At 36.8% G+C, this 17,447-nt stretch carries 15 protein-coding genes and 1 riboswitch; of the genes, 14 read left to right on the forward strand and 1 reads right to left on the reverse strand.

The features are described from left to right. Nucleotides 1-44: 44 nt before the first annotated feature. From PI85_RS14135 to PI85_RS14200, 14 genes are all read left to right on the forward strand, one after another. A complete protein-coding gene (locus tag PI85_RS14135; protein WP_036120015.1) occupies nucleotides 45-1,217 on the forward strand; it encodes an acetyl-CoA C-acetyltransferase in 1,173 nt (390 codons plus the stop codon). Between the two features lie 241 nt (nucleotides 1,218-1,458). Then, on the forward strand, nucleotides 1,459-3,243 hold the full coding sequence (locus PI85_RS14140; RefSeq protein WP_036120012.1) for an acyl-CoA dehydrogenase family protein: 1,785 nt from the start codon (nucleotides 1,459-1,461) through the stop codon (nucleotides 3,241-3,243). A gap of 182 nt (nucleotides 3,244-3,425) precedes the next feature. After that, nucleotides 3,426-3,782 (forward strand): arsenate reductase family protein, encoded by a 357-nt coding sequence (locus PI85_RS14145; RefSeq protein WP_036120009.1) that lies wholly within the window; start codon nucleotides 3,426-3,428, stop codon nucleotides 3,780-3,782. Nucleotides 3,783-3,863: 81 nt separating this feature from the next. Further along, on the forward strand, nucleotides 3,864-4,244 hold the full coding sequence (gene gcvH, locus PI85_RS14150) for a glycine cleavage system protein GcvH (RefSeq protein WP_025116632.1): 381 nt from the start codon (nucleotides 3,864-3,866) through the stop codon (nucleotides 4,242-4,244). A gap of 91 nt (nucleotides 4,245-4,335) precedes the next feature. Continuing rightward, a complete protein-coding gene (locus PI85_RS14155) occupies nucleotides 4,336-4,677 on the forward strand; it encodes a TOPRIM domain-containing protein (RefSeq protein WP_036120007.1) in 342 nt (113 codons plus the stop codon). 15 nt (nucleotides 4,678-4,692) lie between these two features. Further along, nucleotides 4,693-5,004 carry a thioredoxin family protein gene (locus PI85_RS14160; RefSeq protein WP_036120004.1) on the forward strand — a complete coding sequence of 104 codons (312 nt, stop codon included), beginning with the start codon at nucleotides 4,693-4,695 and terminating at the stop codon, nucleotides 5,002-5,004. A 56-nt stretch (nucleotides 5,005-5,060) separates the two neighbouring features. Next, a riboswitch (SAM riboswitch) is annotated at nucleotides 5,061-5,164 on the forward strand. Nucleotides 5,165-5,247: 83 nt separating this feature from the next. Beyond that, nucleotides 5,248-6,276: a methionine ABC transporter ATP-binding protein gene (locus PI85_RS14165; RefSeq protein ID WP_036120001.1), complete on the forward strand. Its 1,029-nt coding sequence runs from the start codon at nucleotides 5,248-5,250 to the stop codon at nucleotides 6,274-6,276. Then, entirely contained in the window at nucleotides 6,266-6,934 is a 669-nt protein-coding gene (locus PI85_RS14170) for a methionine ABC transporter permease (protein ID WP_036119999.1), read from the forward strand. The genes PI85_RS14165 and PI85_RS14170 overlap by 11 nt, the downstream gene beginning before the upstream one ends. Nucleotides 6,935-7,000: 66 nt before the next feature. Next, nucleotides 7,001-7,852 (forward strand): MetQ/NlpA family ABC transporter substrate-binding protein, encoded by an 852-nt coding sequence (locus PI85_RS14175; RefSeq protein ID WP_036119996.1) that lies wholly within the window; start codon nucleotides 7,001-7,003, stop codon nucleotides 7,850-7,852. 671 nt (nucleotides 7,853-8,523) lie between these two features. Then, on the forward strand, nucleotides 8,524-9,849 hold the full coding sequence (locus PI85_RS14180; RefSeq protein WP_042737433.1) for a nucleotide sugar dehydrogenase: 1,326 nt from the start codon (nucleotides 8,524-8,526) through the stop codon (nucleotides 9,847-9,849). A 16-nt stretch (nucleotides 9,850-9,865) separates the two neighbouring features. After that, complete coding sequence (locus PI85_RS14185) at nucleotides 9,866-11,296, forward strand: polysaccharide deacetylase family protein (RefSeq protein WP_235318489.1); 1,431 nt, start codon at nucleotides 9,866-9,868, stop codon at nucleotides 11,294-11,296. After that, nucleotides 11,293-13,164, forward strand: coding sequence for a glycosyltransferase (locus PI85_RS14190; protein ID WP_036119993.1), 1,872 nt, complete (start codon nucleotides 11,293-11,295; stop codon nucleotides 13,162-13,164). The genes PI85_RS14185 and PI85_RS14190 overlap by 4 nt, the downstream gene beginning before the upstream one ends. Beyond that, complete coding sequence (locus PI85_RS14195; protein ID WP_036119991.1) at nucleotides 13,161-14,912, forward strand: polysaccharide deacetylase family protein; 1,752 nt, start codon at nucleotides 13,161-13,163, stop codon at nucleotides 14,910-14,912. The genes PI85_RS14190 and PI85_RS14195 overlap by 4 nt, the downstream gene beginning before the upstream one ends. Before the next feature lie 22 nt (nucleotides 14,913-14,934). Beyond that, a complete protein-coding gene (locus tag PI85_RS14200) occupies nucleotides 14,935-15,996 on the forward strand; it encodes a glycosyl hydrolase family 18 protein (RefSeq protein ID WP_036119989.1) in 1,062 nt (353 codons plus the stop codon). Nucleotides 15,997-16,096: 100 nt separating this feature from the next. Here PI85_RS14200 and PI85_RS14205 read toward each other — a convergent pair whose 3' ends face one another. After that, nucleotides 16,097-16,999, reverse strand: a complete 903-nt coding sequence (locus PI85_RS14205) for a LysR family transcriptional regulator (protein ID WP_036119986.1) — start codon at nucleotides 16,997-16,999, stop codon at nucleotides 16,097-16,099. Nucleotides 17,000-17,447: the final 448 nt, after the last annotated feature.

Genomic DNA, 17,447 nt, shown 5'->3' on the forward strand with positions numbered 1-17,447 from the left:
CGAAATAGACAAAACTTGCACATGAAACAAAGGGGGATTATACGATGCGTGAAGCCGTTATTGTAGCAGGAGCACGAACTCCAATTGGAAAAGCAAAAAAAGGTTCTTTAGCAACAGTAAGACCAGATGACTTTGGTGCTGCCGTTGTCAAAGAAACATTAAAAAGAGCAGGCTATGAGGGACCGATAGATGATTTAATTTTAGGCTGTGCTATGCCAGAAGCAGAACAAGGGATGAATGTAGCTCGTAGTATCGGTGCACTTGCAGGATTACCAGATACAACTCCGGCTCTAACAATAAATAGATTTTGTTCTTCAGGTCTGCAGGCGATTGCCTATGCAGCTGAACGAATTATGCTAGGACATTCAAAGGCTATTCTTGCCGGTGGTGTCGAGTCAATGAGTATGGTGCCAATGGTGGGGAACACACCCCGCTTAAATCCAACTTTAGCAGAAACAGCTCCACAATATTATATGGGAATGGGGCATACAGCTGAGGAGGTAGCTCGACAGTACAATGTAAGTCGAGAAGATCAAGATGCTTTTGCAGTTCGTTCACATGAACTTGCTGAAAAGGCGATCAAAGAAGGTAAATTTAATGATGAGATTATACCTATAGAAGTGGAACAACATTATGTTGACGAAAATAATAAGCCACAGGTGAAAAAATTCACTTTCAGTATGGATGAAGGTGTACGTCCTGGTACATCGGTTGAAGGCTTAGCGAAGCTTCGTCCAGCTTTCCATGTGAAGGGGAGTGTGACGGCAGGGAACGCTTCTCAAACTTCCGATGGTGCAGCAGCTGTATTGGTAATGGATCGCGAAGAGGCTGTCAAGCAAGGTTTAACACCAATGGCAAAATTCCTAGGCTTTGCAGTAGGTGGTGTACCACCTGAAGTGATGGGAATTGGTCCAATTGTGGCGGTACCGAAAGCGTTAGAAATTGCAGGTTTATCAGTAGATGCTATTGATTTATGGGAAATCAATGAGGCATTTGCATCCCAATCCTTACAGGTTGTTCGTCATTTAGGCATTGACCAAGAAAAGGTCAATGTAAATGGTGGAGCTATTGCATTAGGACATCCACTGGGTGCAACGGGTGCTATTTTAACGCTAAAACTTATTCATGAATTAAAGCGTCAAGGCAAGAAATATGGTGTAGTAACTATGTGCATTGGTGGCGGCATGGGGGCTGCTGGAGTATTTGAAATTCTATAATCTTCATTAGATCAGCTTGAGGTGTACTGTTTCCGGTTGCCTCCGAGCATGTATATGTCAAGCTTTTCTATATATGTTTGTCTTCACTCAGTAAAAGGTTTGTAGCGTCAGAAACCTTCTCTAATATGACTGGAGAAGATGCTGAATACAGATTAAGCCTCTAGCAAATATCACAGATTTGAAGAGGCGTCATTCAATAGGGGATTAGACTATCAAAATAGATATATTGGGAGGAATTTATATGACTGAAAAAACAACGGATTTCATTAAAGGCGGCGGATTTTTAATTGAAGATGTGGAATTAGATCGTGTGTTTACACCAGAAGATTTCACTGATGAGCATAAAATGATTGCTAAAACAACAGAAGAATATGTAGCAAATGAAGTTTTACCTGTAGTTGAAAATTTAGAGCACCACGAATTTGAGCATTCAGTACGTCTCCTTAAAAGTGCTGGTGAATTAGGCTTGCTTGGTGCAGATGTTCCAGAAGAATACGAAGGACTAGGCTTAGATAAAGTTTCTTCAGCATTAATTGCAGAAAAAATGTCTGTAGCGGGTGGCTTCTCCATCACTCATGGTGCACACGTTGGAATTGGCTCATTACCAATCGTGCTATTCGGTGACGAAGATCAAAAGAAAAAATATTTACCGAAGCTTGCTTCAGGTGAATTAATTGCTGCTTATGCATTAACAGAGCCAGGATCAGGCTCAGATGCTTTAGGGGCAAAAACAACTGCGAAACTAAACGATGCAGGCACACATTATATTTTAAATGGTGAAAAGCAATGGATTACAAATGCGGGCTTTGCAGATGTTTTTGTTGTTTACGCTAAAATTGATGGCGACAAGTTCACTGCCTTTATTGTGGAACGTGCATTCAATGGTGTTTCTGTGGGTCCTGAAGAGAAGAAAATGGGGATTAAATCTTCATCTACTCGTACACTAGTGTTAGAAGATGCAGAAGTGCCAGTAGAAAATTTATTAGGTGAAATCGGTCGTGGGCACGTCATTGCCTTCAATATTTTAAATATCGGTCGCTATAAACTTGGGGTTGGAACAATTGGTGGATCGAAACGTGCATTTGAGTTAGCAGTACAATATACAAACCAACGTCAGCAATTTAAAACTAAGCTTTCTGACTTCAACCTTACAAAAGAAAAATTATCAACGATGGCTTCTCAATTGTATGCATCAGAGTCCTTAAACTACCGTACTGTTGGTTTATTTGAAGATCGTTTAAGCCAGCTAAGTCCAGAGGAGCAAAAGGAAGGAAAAGTGATTGCAGGTGCTATCGCTGAGTATGCGATTGAATGCTCAATTGCTAAAGTATTTGGATCAGAAACATTAGATTATATTGCAGATGAAGCGGTACAGTTACATGGCGGTTATGGCTTCATGGCTGAATATGAGGTAGAGCGTATTTACCGTGATTCTCGTATTAATCGAATTTTTGAAGGTACAAATGAAATTAATCGCATGATTGTACCAGGTACATTTATGAAAAAGGCACTAAAAGGTGAGCTGCCATTATTACAAGTTGCGCAAAATCTACAGCAAGAGCTTTTGATGTTAATGCCGGAGGATATCGGTACAGAGCCACTAGCTCAGGAAAAATACTTAGTGAAAAATGCCAAGAAGATTGCTGTATTAGCGGCAGGCTTAGCAGCACAACGCTTTGGTGCGAAGTTAGATCAAGAGCAAGAAGTTTTAGTAAATATTGCTAATATCGCTAATCAATTATTTGCAATGGAATCAGCTGTATTACGTACAGAAAAAGCGGTTGCACGTGATGGCGTTGAAAAAGCACATCAAAAATTGCTATACACTCAAATTTTCTGCCAAGAAGCATTTGCTGAAATCGAAAAAGAAGCAAAAGATACAATTCTTGCATCCGCAGATGGTGATGCAGCACGTATGACTTTATCTGCATTACGTAAATTAACACGTAACAATCCATACAACCTAATTACGAAGAAACGTGAAGCATCTGTGAAATTAATTGAAGCAGAAAAATATATCGTTTAATCGTATGAAAAACGCTAGCTATCCGTAAATGGGTAGCTAGTTTTTTTGTTCCAGATAAATTCGGGAAAGTAACGGATAAAAATACAGAACCAATGGATAGACTTACGAAAATGAGCGAAGTTCCACCATTCTAAATGATTATGATGGTATACTACAGAAAAAGACAGCAGAGGAGCATTTTTATGACGATTCAATTTTTCCATTATCCAAAATGTACAACATGTAAAAAAGCACAAAAGTGGTTAAATGATCATGACGTTTCCTATGAAGAGGTACATATCGTAGAGCACCCACCAACAAAGGATGAAATAACAGCTTTATGGCAAGCAAGTGAACTACCTTTGAAGAAGTTTTTTAATACTTCTGGTATGAAGTATCGTGACCTTGGTTTGAAGGACAAGCTAGCTGATATGACTGAGGAAGAACAGCTTGAGCTACTTGCTACGGATGGTATGTTAATAAAACGTCCCATCGTAACAGATGGAAAAAAAGTAACTTTAGGGTTTAAAGAATCCGATTTTGAGCAAGCTTGGTTATAACCGTTTTTATCCTTGTTTTTATAGGAGAAGTATGGCACACTGAAAGTGAATATATTACATAATTATGGAGGGGTTTTTTGCATGAGCACACCGAAAGACTTACGTTACTCTGAAGAGCATGAATGGGTAAAAGTAGAAGATGGAAAAGTACGTATTGGTATTACGCACTTCGCACAATCTGAATTAGGAGATATCGTTTTCGTTGAACTTCCACAAGTTGGCGATGAAATCAAAACAGATGATCCATTCGGTAGCGTAGAATCAGTAAAAACTGTTTCTGAATTATATGCACCAATCTCAGGTACTGTAGTGGAAGTAAATGCAGATTTAGAAGATAGCCCAGAATTCGTAAATGAATCACCATATGAAAAAGCATGGATGATCGTCGTAGAGCCTGCTGATGCATCAGAAGTTGATAAACTTATGACAGCAGAACAATACGAAGAGATGACTGCAGAATAAGACAAGCCATAATCAAAAAACGTCGGAAACCACCGGCGTTTTTTATTATATAATAATGTATAAGTGGGTATGTCTAAATGGAGGTGGCGTAATGTTCGATGGGAAATGCTTGATAGTAGAAGGACGCTCAGATAAGCTACAAATTGAGCCAATTTTGAACGAGAATGTTACAATACTATGTACGAATGGAACAATTGGAGTGCATCAATTAGAAGAGCTACTCGATCCTTATGAGGGCTGTGAGCTATTCACTTTTTTTGATGCCGATACTTCAGGCGATAAGTTACGTGCATTAATGGACAGACATTATCCTGAAGCAGAGCATTTACGTACAATGCCAACCTATAAGGAAGTAGAAACGACACCACGAAAAGTGTTAGCGACAATTTTACTGCGTGCACATTTTTCAATCCATAATGAATATATTTTGTAAGGTTGCGTGAGATGAATGAAAGAATGGTCAAAAGAGCAGTGGGAAACGACATTACAGTCGGGAGAAAAAGCTGCGTTTTATTTATATACACCGATGTGTGGTACTTGTGCAGTGGCATCGAAAATGATGTCAATTGTAGAACAACTATTACCTCACTTAAAATTAGGGAAAGCAAATATTAATTTTTTGGAGCAAATTGCTATTGAACATCAAATTGAAAGCGTTCCTTGTTTACTTGTTTGTGATGGCGGCAAAGTGACAGAAAAGATTTATGCTTTTCAATCCGTACCATTTTTGTACGAATTGTTAAAAAAATCAATTGACTGAACTTTATTAGCGTGGTAAAGTAACAAATATATTACTAAAACATTAAATATATCGAACTCTTATGAAGAGCGGCGGAGGGAAGTGCCCTATGAAGCCCGGCAACCATCACATAGTGAAAAGGTGCCAAATCACCCAAAGATTTTTCTTTGAAAGATGAGAGAACGGTTCAACGTATAATACGTGACCCCTTCTACTTGTCTATAAGTAGAGGGGTTTTTTTATATAAGAAAAGGAGTATTCGCTATGATACAGCTTCAAAATATAACGAAGAAATACAAAACAGCAAATGGCGAATTAACGGCAGTCAAAGATGTTAACCTTACTATTAATAAGGGTGAAATTTTTGGCATTATCGGCTATAGTGGCGCTGGTAAAAGTACGATGATTCGTTTACTTAATGGTTTAGAGAAACCAACAGCAGGAACAGTAACGGTGAACAATCAAGAATTTTCTTCGATTAAGGGTCAAAAACTTAGAGCAGCTAGACAAAAGGTTAGTATGATTTTTCAACATTTTAACCTACTTTGGTCACGAACAGTTGCAGAAAATATTGCCTTCCCATTAGAAATTGCAGGTGTATCAAAAGCTCAACGGGAGGCGCGGGTGAAGGAATTGATAGCACTTGTTGGCTTAGAAGGGCGCGATCAAGCATATCCATCGCAACTGTCTGGTGGACAAAAGCAACGTGTAGGGATTGCACGTGCATTAGCAAATAACCCAGAGGTTTTACTATGTGATGAGGCAACATCTGCACTAGACCCTGAAACAACAGATGCCATTCTTGATTTACTGGTAGATATTAATGAACGTTTAGGGTTAACGATTGTCCTCATTACGCATGAAATGCATGTCATTCGCAAGATTTGTCATCGTGTAGCCGTGATGGAGGCAGGCGAAATTGTAGAGCGTGGGGAAGTATTGCAGGTTTTCCAGGCACCTCAGGCGGCCATTACTAAGAAATTTGTAGCCCAAATTACAAATACAAAGGAAACACAAGATACAGTAGAACAAATCAAAGCAAATTACCCAACGGGACAACTGGTCAAACTGATTTTTGTTGGTGAAAAAACCGAACAGCCTGTTATTTCACATCTTGTAAAGCAATTCGATGTGGAAGTAAGCATTGTACACGGGAATATTTCACAAACGAAAAATGGAGCATATGGTACGCTCATCGTGCAAATTGATGGGTCGAAAGCAAATGTGACTGAAGCCCTAAGCTATTTAAATACAGTGGAAGTACAAACGGAGGTGATTGCAGATGCTAACTAATCTCTTTCCGAATGTAGACTGGGATAGCATGTGGCAGGCTACGTATGAAACATTATATATGACAGCCATTTCTACAGTTATTACATTTATTCTAGGGTTAGCCATTGGGATCGTCCTATTTTTAACAAGTCCCAATCAGTTATGGGCTAATAAAATTGTTAGCTTTTTAACAGGGTCACTCGTTAACATTTTCCGCTCTATCCCATTTATCGTGTTAATTATTTTATTAATTCCATTCACTAAGTTTTTACTAGGTACAATCCGTGGAGCTAATGCTGCTTTACCTGCTTTATTTATCGGTGCGGCTCCATTCTATGCACGTATGGTATTAATTGCGTTACGTGAGATTGATAAAGGTGTCATTGAAGCAGCTCGTTCAATGGGGGCAAAAACCTCCACAATTATCTGGAAAGTTCTAATCCCTGAATCATTACCAGCATTAATTTCTGGTATTACGGTTACGGCTGTAGCACTTGTTGGTTATACAGCAATGGCAGGGATAATCGGTGCAGGAGGTCTTGGAAACTTAGCCTTCCTAGACGGGTTCCAACGAAATCGCCAAGATGTGACATTAATGGCAACTATTTTGATCTTAGTAGTAGTCTTTATTATCCAATGGATTGGTGATTTCATTACAGAAAAAATTGATAAACGTTAATAAAACTGAGGTTATTCCGGTTCTTGCCGCTAACATATTTTCATCAAAATAAAGGGAGTGTCATAAATGAAAAAGTTATTAACAGGATTATTTTTATCAATACTTGTACTAGCTTTAGCAGCTTGCGGTACTGATAAAAAAGAGGATGCAAATTCAGCATCTGGTGATAAAACAGATAGTAAAGAAAACGTTACATTAAAAGTGGGAGCTTCTAATACACCACATGCCGTAATTTTGGATAAAGCAAAACCGATCTTAGCTGAGAAAGGTATTGACCTTGAAATAGAAACATATACAGACTATGTGCTACCAAACCAAGATTTAGAATCAAAAGAGTTGGATGCAAATTACTTCCAACATATTCCGTATTTAGAGTTACAAATTAAAGACAATGGCTATGACTTCGTCAATGCTGGTGGTGTTCATATTGAGCCAATCGGTATTTACTCTAAAAAATATAAATCTTTAGAAGAACTTCCTGAAGGTGCAACAATCTTACTTTCTAATTCGGTATCAGATCACGGTCGTATGCTGTCATTATTAGAAGCTAAGGGCTTAATTAAATTAAAAGAGGGTATTGATAAAACAGCAGCAGAAATTAAAGATATAGATGAAAATCCTAAAAACTTTAAATTCGATGCGAATACAGCACCAGAAATGCTTGTACAAATGTACGAAAACGACGAAGGGGACGCAGTACTGATCAACTCTAACTTTGCTATTGATAATGGCTTAAACCCAATCGAAGATGCGATTTCTCTTGAAGATAAAGAGTCACCATACGTAAACATCATCGCAGTACGTGCGGGGGATGAATCAAGACCAGAAATTAAAACATTATTAGAAGTATTAACGTCTAAAGAAATCCAAGACTTTATTTTAGAAGAATGGAAAGGTGCAGTAGTACCTGTTCAATAATTTAAATAAAAGAGTACGTAAGTAGTGAATTACTTACGTACTCTTTTTCTTTTGAAGCTGTTTAAGTGAATTTTGACAGCTTTCGAATAGTGACTATCTACAAGTTGTCGATTTCCGAGGAAATAAAAATGGCTATATAAAATAGTTACAACAGCTCATGTAATGTCTATTCTCCGTGTTTCAAAGGATGATCCCTCCAGTATCGGTGAAAACCAATTCTAGAGGGATTTTTTAGAGTTCAAAAAAGGAAAAAATGTTAATTTTTTATTTATTAACATTCTTCAGTGTCGCTTAGCAACTTTTTCATCTACACTAATAAAGCGACTCTGAATATATTTACTAAATATCTGAATAAATAATGAACTTTTTTGTTCTAAATACTAATAAAGTAGGCGTTTTATCGTGAATGAAGGATTTATTTAGAAATTGTTTAGTTGCAAGTAGTACTATATAATTGTTAGAAAAGTTTTTTTGTGAATTTAGATTTTATTCATCTATTTTGACTAAAAAAATCATACTTAAGTATGTAGAGATGAAAGGGGTTTGGTGAAAATGGCAATGAGAAATGGCCTATTACGTTGCAGAATACTCGGCATATATAAGTAGATGAATAGATAACGAAAAAATGGCGATAAAAATTACATGAAAGTTTAGCCAAAGGAGTTATTGTTATGACGATAAACACGAAATCAATGAGCTCAGCTTTATTAAATAAAATTCAAACAAAAAAAGCGACAATTGGGGTAATTGGCCTCGGCTATGTAGGTCTACCATTTGCCATTGAAATTGTTCAAAAAGGTTTTCATGTTTTAGGCTTTGATAAAAATCAAGAAAAAATCGCCCTGTTGCAAAACGGTGAAAGCTATATAGCTGATATCCCGAAAGAAAATATACAGTTACTATTGAAGGAACGTCAATTTGAAGCAACCGATGATTTTTCCAAACTTGCTTCTGTTGATGTTGTCATCATTTGTGTGCCAACCCCTACAATGGAGGATGGTACTCCTGATATTTCCTATATAGAAGAAGCAGCTCACGATATAGGGTGCCATATTAATGCAAATGCACTAGTCATTCTTGAAAGCACGACCTATCCTGGGACAACAGAGGAAGTTGTTCAGCCTATCTTGCAAAAACATGGCTTTGCGGTTGGTCAAGATTTATTTTTAGCCTATTCACCAGAACGAGTGGATCCTGGTAATAGTAATTTTTCAGTTGCTAATACACCCAAAGTTGTTGGCGGTGTTACTTCCACATGCTTGGAAGTTTCAAAGGTTTTTTATGAAACAGTCATTCATACTAGTGTATATACGGTAACAAGTCCGAAAGTTGCCGAAATGGAGAAATTGCTGGAAAATACGTTTCGCCAAATCAATATCGCTCTTGTCAATGAACTAAGTCAAATTTGCTATAAAATGAATATTGATATTTGGGAAGTTATCGATGCCGCCTCAACAAAGCCTTATGGATTCATGCCATTTAAACCTGGCCCAGGAGTCGGTGGACATTGTATCCCTGTGGACCCTAAATATTTATTGTGGGCGGGTCAACAGCATGGTGTCTCAGCAACATTAATAGAAGCAGCAGATAAAATTAATGATTCGATGCCTAGCTTTGTTGTAGAGAGACTGAAGCAGTACTTACGTATTCAAAATACGGAGCTACGCCAAGCAAAAATTGTTATTATTGGTGTCACGTATAAGCCGGAAATAAATGATTCACGCGAATCTCCCGCACTACATGTCATTCAACAATTACTAGATAATCAGTGCTCAATACAAATTATCGACCCTTTTATTCAAACATTCCCGGTAGAACAATCCCTATTCCATACAGTTCCTTTAACAGAGCAAATTATTAAAGATGCAGATGCGGTATTGATTTTAACCAACCATTCCAACATTGATTATTCATTAATTGATCAACAAGCATCATTAATTTTTGACACACGTAATACCCATTTTTTATTTAAGAATAAAAATTATTACAAGTTATAAGGAGAGTTCATGGGACATGAAACAGCTAAAAATATGTGGGCTTCTACTCCTGATGTTCTTAGCAGGATGTCAATTCACTCCTCAAAAAACGATTCAACCAATTGATTCTACTATAGAGATTAAGGAATCGGATGGTACGATGAGTGATTCAATCAGCCATGCCGATATTATTAAGCCAAAAGTGGCTCTAACGTTTAATGGCTTTGCGGATAATCAAACAATGGAGTTACTACTGAAAAAATTAGATGAATCTAATATGAAAGCTACCTTCTTTTTAGAGGGGCTACGTGTGGCACAGGAGCCAGAGCTTGTTCGAGACATTTTAAAAAGAGGTCATGAAGTGCAAAACGGTACATTGTCATTTCCAGATGTCACAGCTTTAGACTATGATCAAACGTATGAGGAGATTTATTTAACGAATCAAATATTTGAAGAGCATTTAGGATATAAGCCGAAATATGTTCGAAGCCGTTCCGGTGATATTACAGATAATATGCGCTTAGCGGCTGCTGCTTTGGACATGAATGCAGTGATAGGATTATCTATTAATCCACTGGATCGAAAAATGCAAAGTGCCCAAGAATTGGTCGATTATATAGGCAAATATATTGATAGAGGCTCTATTATTCACCTCAATACGTATATTAATCCTGCCATTATAGATACCATCCCTTTACTAGCACAATTAGCTGAAGAGCATGATTATACAATTACTACGTTAAGTGATGTGTTAGATAACCGTTATTTAACAAAGTCATTAGAAGAAATAGCAGGTTATGATGCCATCAAACCTAATTTAAATTATGAAAATATCGAACCACATTTATATTATCGAAAAGAGACCTCTAAAAAAGAAATGGCCATTACCTTTGATGACTGGGCACATGAACAGCAAGTGAAGGATGTTTTAGAAGTTTTAAAAAAATATAACATTAAAAGTACATTTTTCTTAATCGGTAGTGGAGTGGAGAAAAATCCTCAATTGGCAAAGTTAATACTAGAGGAAGGTCATGAAGTAGCAAGTCACTCTTATTACCATCTAGATGTAACTAAAATGACGCCAGAGGAAATACAGGAGGATTTAGTGAAGGCCCATAAAGCTCTCACTTATGCGCTACAGGAACCCCCAATACTTTATTTTAGACCAGCACAGGGAATTATGGATGAGCGTACTGCCAAAGTGATTACCGCTGCTGGAATTAAAACCATTGCCATGTATGATATTGCATCCTTTGACTGGAATTTAGATTACAGTGCTCAGGATATTTACGATCGGGTTATATCTAGAGCAGCACCAGGTAAGGTCATTGTCATGCACATCTTAGATGGGACAAAAACAGTCGAAGCACTTCCATTAATTATTGAAAAGTTGCAGCAGGATGGTTATAGCTTTAGTAAAATGTCAACTTGGATTGAAGAAGATGCAAATGGGGATGTGAATAAATGATAAAAACGAAAAAAGAGGTTTTAACAGTACCGCGCTCGGATCGTCGGATTCTATCAAATATTCCTGATCCCGAAAATGTCCGGAACCTTGTCAATCGTCGAGGTGCATCTTATCAGAAAGAAGAAATAGATGCGACAGATGTCAATGAAATATATCGTCTCCAACAGCTTAGCTTACGCTATGAAACTCATTTTGAAGTAATGGTGAGAAGAGCAAGACGTAAAACCAGTTCAGACAAATACTATGCGGAAGATATTTCAGTTACGGGAATCCTTGTATATTCTCAACAGCCTCACCAATTATTAATAGATGAAATTTTAGAAATGAATTTTACAATTCCAGGGGGCGCAATGCCCGAGGGTTATGAGGCTAAAGTAAAGTTAAAGGCAAAGGTGGTCCGACATTTTACCAAAGAGGTGGATGGTCAAACGCTGTATTACTTTGCTTGTGAATTTCTCCAACCTCTAAATGAATATATGGTAAAAAAGCGATGGGGCATTTCAGTTTTTATGGCGAGTTTATTTTTATTGGTCGTCACTCTTATTGTCATGCTGATGAGAGCAGAAAGTGTTATTTATTTTAGGTTTAATAAATTTTTATATCTTTATAGTATTATTGCGGCAACGTTTCTATTAAGTAGATACTTATTTGGTATTTTCTATAAAAACGTACCAATCAATCCGCATTATGAGCCCGGTGTATCCATAATTATCCCTGTGTTTAACGAGGAAGAATGGATACATCGAACGATTTCAAGCTGTATTAATCAGTACTATCCTGTCGATAAGTTAGAAGTGATTGTCGTGGATGATTGCTCTACGGATGGGACAGAGGAAAAAGCTAAGGAAATGATTGATCTTATTCATTTTGAGGGTGGGCGTTTTAAAACGACTGATCGTTTAAAGTTTTCTAAGCTCCCTCAAAATGGTGGAAAACGTGAAGCACTAGTAGCCGGTGTTCATCAAGCAAAACATGATTTAGTGGTTTTTGTAGACTCAGATAGTTTTTTGGAGCCACATGCAATCCGCAATTTAGTACAGCCTTTCCAAGATCCTAAAATGGGTGGAGTAGCTGGTCGGACAGAGGTAGAAAATAAATTTACAAATGCTCTGACAAAACTACAGACAGTGCGTTATTATATTGCCTTCCGTATTATGAAAGCGGCTGAATCTTGGTTTGATACGGTGACATGCTTATCAGGACCTTTAGCTTGTTATCGAAAAGAACTAATTTTAAAAAATGAAACAGCCTGGCTCAATCAAAAATTTCTTGGGCAGCCTGCTACTTTTGGTGATGATCGTAGTATGACAAACTATATTTTGAAAACTCATCGAACAGGTTATCAGGATAATGCAATTTGTTCGACGATCGTCCCCTCTGACACAAAGGTTTTTTTATCTCAGCAAATGAGATGGAAACGTTCTTGGTTAAGAGAATCTTTACGAGCATTTTTATTTATGTGGAAAAAAGAACCCTTCATGTTCCTTTTCTTCATCATAGGTTTAATTGTGCCAATTGCAGCACCCATTGTCGTCGTTTACAACTTAATCTATGTGCCGATTATGTATGGCGTTTTTCCAACTACCTTTTTATTAGGCTTACTTTTAATGGCCATGCTAATGAGTTTGGCTCATCTATTCTTTAGAAAAAGTAAATTATGGTTATTCGGGTTTATCTTCGTTCTTTATTATGAATTTATTTTACTCTGGCAAATGCCAGTTGCATGGGTAACATTTTGGAAATCAACATGGGGAACAAGGGAAACACCACAAGACGTTTTGGCAAAAGAAAAGAAAATAGAAAAGCAAAAATTACGAAAATCCCGATTTTCAATGTTGAAAATTAGAAAAATGGGTGAGAAGGAATGAAAGAGAAAAATGTAATTTTACAGCCAGCTAAAAAAAATCGAAGGAAAATTATACGCTCGATTCTACAATTAATCGTTGTTGTCTTTTTAGCAGTTGTGTTAATTAAAGCCGTTTTTCTGACAGACAAGAGATTTGCTGAGGCGGTACCATTAAACAATAAAGAAGGATTTATAGCACTTTCGTATTTTGGGGTGAGTAGAAATGACTCCCCTAAATATGTGTCAAAGAAGAATTTAGAAGAACAATTAACATTGCTTGAAAAACACGGCTATCAAACGATTACACAACAGGATATATTGGATTTTTATCAAAAGAACAAACCATTACCTGAAAAAGCATTGTTTTTATCATTTGAGGATGGACGTACGGATTCTAGTATTTTCGCACAAAATATCATGGAGAAATTAAATTACAAGGCTACGATGTTTACGTATGCCAATAAAATGGATACCCGTGATCATAAATTTTTAAAGCCAAAAGATTTGAAGTTGATGGAGAAAAGCGGTTATTGGGAATTAGGCTCTAATGGGTACCGACTAACCTATATTAATATTTTTAATGATAAAGGGCAGTCCTTAGGAATGATTGACGAAAATAATATACCAAATAAAACAACAATCGAGTATTATAACCACTATTTAATGGATTTTATTCGTAATCAATATATGATTCCAAGTGAAACTCGACAAGAGATGGAAATTCGAATTAAGAAAGACTACAAGCTTATGCAAGATATCTATCAGCAAGAGTTTGGGAAAGTTCCAAAAGCCTATGCCATTATGCATGCTAATTCATTGTATAACAATATGGACCCACTGGTGCAGAGTGCCAATGACAAGGAAATTAAAGACAAGTTTCTTATGCACTTTAATCGAGAATTGAGTGCCTATAATGATAAAGATAGCGATCTATATAACTTGAATCGATTACAAGTTTCCCCTTATTGGTCAACCAATCATGTAATGATGAAGATCAGACAGGCTAGCAATCAAAATGTAGAGTTTAAAATAGGAGATCCTGCATTAGCCCAAAAATGGCATACCGTTAATGGGGCGGCAGAATTTGATCAGAATAAAGTCATATTAACATCAGCTCCCTCTAGTGAAGGTAGGATTCTTTTAAAGGAAACAATGCCGCAACAATACAATGCGAATTTTACATTTAAAGGGAATGTTGTTGGTGAACAAGCGTTCTACGTCAATTATGATGATAAAACAAATAGCTATTTACGCATTGCCTTAATCGATAATGAGCTTGTAGTAAGTGAAAAATTACCAGCTTCAGACATTGTGGAAAAGGCTCGTTTTCCATTGAATGAGATTAAGTGGAATGAAGAGGAGTATGCCTTTAATAAGGCGACCGTCTATACGTTTCAGGATACCCAAAAAGGATCGCGCATTGTTGAAGAAGAATACCCAAGAAACTTAACAAAAAATAGAGTATTTAACATTGCAGTAAATAAGGATAAAATAAACATAAATGTAGATCATGTATTATCTGAAACTATTCAAATAAATCCTAGCCTTCATGGATCACAAATAGGATTTGGGGCATTGTTTAGTCATAAAGATACGTCCCATGAACAATATGCAGATGATATATACGATACATTAATTGAAGATATTATAATTACAGATAGAAAAGATCAAACCATTTTTACAAACCAATATACGAATTTCGAGAAGGTTAAGTATAAAAGTACAACATTGTTTAATCATGTTGTGGATTTCTTTATTGAAACCTTCTAAGTTGGGGTGAAATTTAAAACAAGTGAAAAATTTTATAATATTTATCTGTATAGCCCTGATTTTTATCACTGCTTGTAGTAATAGTAAAGAACCACCGGCTATAGCAAAGGAAGAATTAAAAGATAAAGCAAAGCTCCGTTTATCTATGTGGTTACCTGAATGGCAAAATCAATTAGCCTTAGAAGATGTTCAAAATTCTCAACAAGGATTACAAGATATACGCGTTTTCGGTGCGTATTTTAATTATCAAGATGAATTGTTGCTAACGGATAATGCAGTCGATATGTTGCAGCAGACACAGCAGCAATACAATGAATCACATCGTGTAATCCTAACGCTTATTAATGATTATGTGACAGATAATGCTTCATCTGTTCAAAAGGATAGTACACTTTTGCATAGGCTATTACAGGATTCTGCAGCAAGGAAAAAGCATATCCATAATATTTTGCAGGTAGTTGAACAATACCAACCGGATGGCATCGAAATTGATTATGAAAAGATAGCTAAAGAGGACCTATCAAAATATGTTCAATTTTTAAAGGAGCTTTACCGAGAGCTTGCCAAAAGGAATGTTACACTGCATGTCGTGCTAGAGCCTAGCTTTCCATTTGATATGAAGCTACCAAATGGGCCTAGCTATACGGTAATGGCCTATAATGTACATGGTTATCATAGTGGACCAGGTGCGAAGGCTACTTTTACCTTCCTCAATGATTTGATAAAAAAAATCAAGAAATCCAATCAAAAATTAGCCATCGCCTTTGCCACGGGTGGTTTCGATTGGGTAGCTCAAGGGAATACGGTTGCATTAACTGAGCTTGAGGCTGAAAAAGTGTTAGCTGAAACAAACGCTAACAAAAAACGCGATAAAGCAAGTGGAGCTGTTTATTTTACGTATACAGATTCTAGTAATATTAGTCATGAGGTTTGGTATGCTGATCAGGAAACGCTTGAAAAATGGGTCAAATATGTCCAAAGGAAAAGCTATCATGATGTAGTGTTGTGGCGTGCAGGTGGATTAGGTGTCAAAACATTACAGTGGATTAATGAGCAAGAAACTGGAGAGCGCTCGTCGCCCTAATAAATTCACCAATAATGAGAATTTCAACGAAAGCCATCGAGAGTATATCAAACATCTCGATGGCTTTTGTCTACAGTGAATCGCCCACAAGGCGATTTTTTTATTGAAATTGGGACAGACGTGAAAAGAAATCTTTGACGAAATTTAGAAAAATGATTTCTGATGGTGCGATTTCTCGATTGACAGGAGAAATAATGCCGACTGTCCTTGGGATGGAGGGTGATTCGATGGGCACCTTTACAGTAAAGCGAGCAGCAGAATCATAAAGTGAGCTTTCTGGTAACAGACTAACACCTATTCCAGCTGCTACCAAGCCTTTAAGTGCATCCAAATCTTCACCTTCTGAAATAATATTAGGCAAAAATCCTGCAGCACGACAGGCATCCATAGCCACTTTATGTAATATATAGCCATCTGGGAATAACACAAATAGATCATTTCTCAATTCTGCAAGCTGGATACTCTCTCTTTTCGCTAATGGATGATTGGCAGGGAGAAGAGCTGCAATATTTTCTGTAAATAATATAGTCGACTCAATAGACTCATCTTTAGGAGGAAGCGGACCTAAAAAGGCAAGGTTTAACTCTCGATTTTTGACAGCATCAATTAAAAATCGGTAAGAACCTTGTCGTAGATGAAATTGTAAATTCGGATGCTCACGTTTAAAGGCTGAGATAACGGTTGGAAGTACATAGCTAGCCAAGCTTGTTGGAAAGCCAATCTTAATAGAGCCCTTAGCAGGATCAAGATATTCTTCTACTTGTTTGGCAGCAAAATCAATGGCCTTCAATGCTGTAATGGTATGTTCAAGAAATGTCTTCCCAATAGGGGTTAATTTCACATTACGACCTACTCGTTCAAATAACGGAGTACCTAATTCATCTTCAAGATTTGCGATTTGCCGACTAATGGCTGATTGGGCTACGTGAAGATGCTCAGCGGCTTCTGAAATATGCTCGCGTTCAGCAACCTCCACAAAATAGCGTAATTGACGTAACTCCACTAACATTTCACCTCTATTAATCTAAAAATAAGATTGATTATAGCTCAATTATATAGTATTGAAGATAAAAAGTGACTGTAAATACAGAAAAAAGTTTAAGTATTCTGTAATCTCGTACGATAGAATTTTATTGAGTGTAAAAGAGATTACGTTGAAAATATCTTCATTTTAATTGATTCCATTTTAATGAAATAGGTTATAGTATAGTTATGGTTGTTTATGCAAATTTGTCACAAAACCTCTACAATTAACCCTTTTCACGAGGTTTCCACTATGTAGCTAGATGAAATCAATTCTCAATTAGAGATAATTCATTGAAAATGAGGAAAGTCTATTCTCAATATCTATTCCAAATAGTAATAATCTGAAAATGCTTACAAAGCCTTTATTTTTCAAGATTTTATTTGAGGAGAAGGAAAGTAATTGAAATGGTTTGCATAGAGAACGA

The sequence above is a fragment of the Lysinibacillus sp. A1 genome (genome assembly GCF_000801965.1).
GTDB classification, from domain to species: Bacteria; Bacillota; Bacilli; order Bacillales_A; family Planococcaceae; genus Lysinibacillus; species Lysinibacillus fusiformis.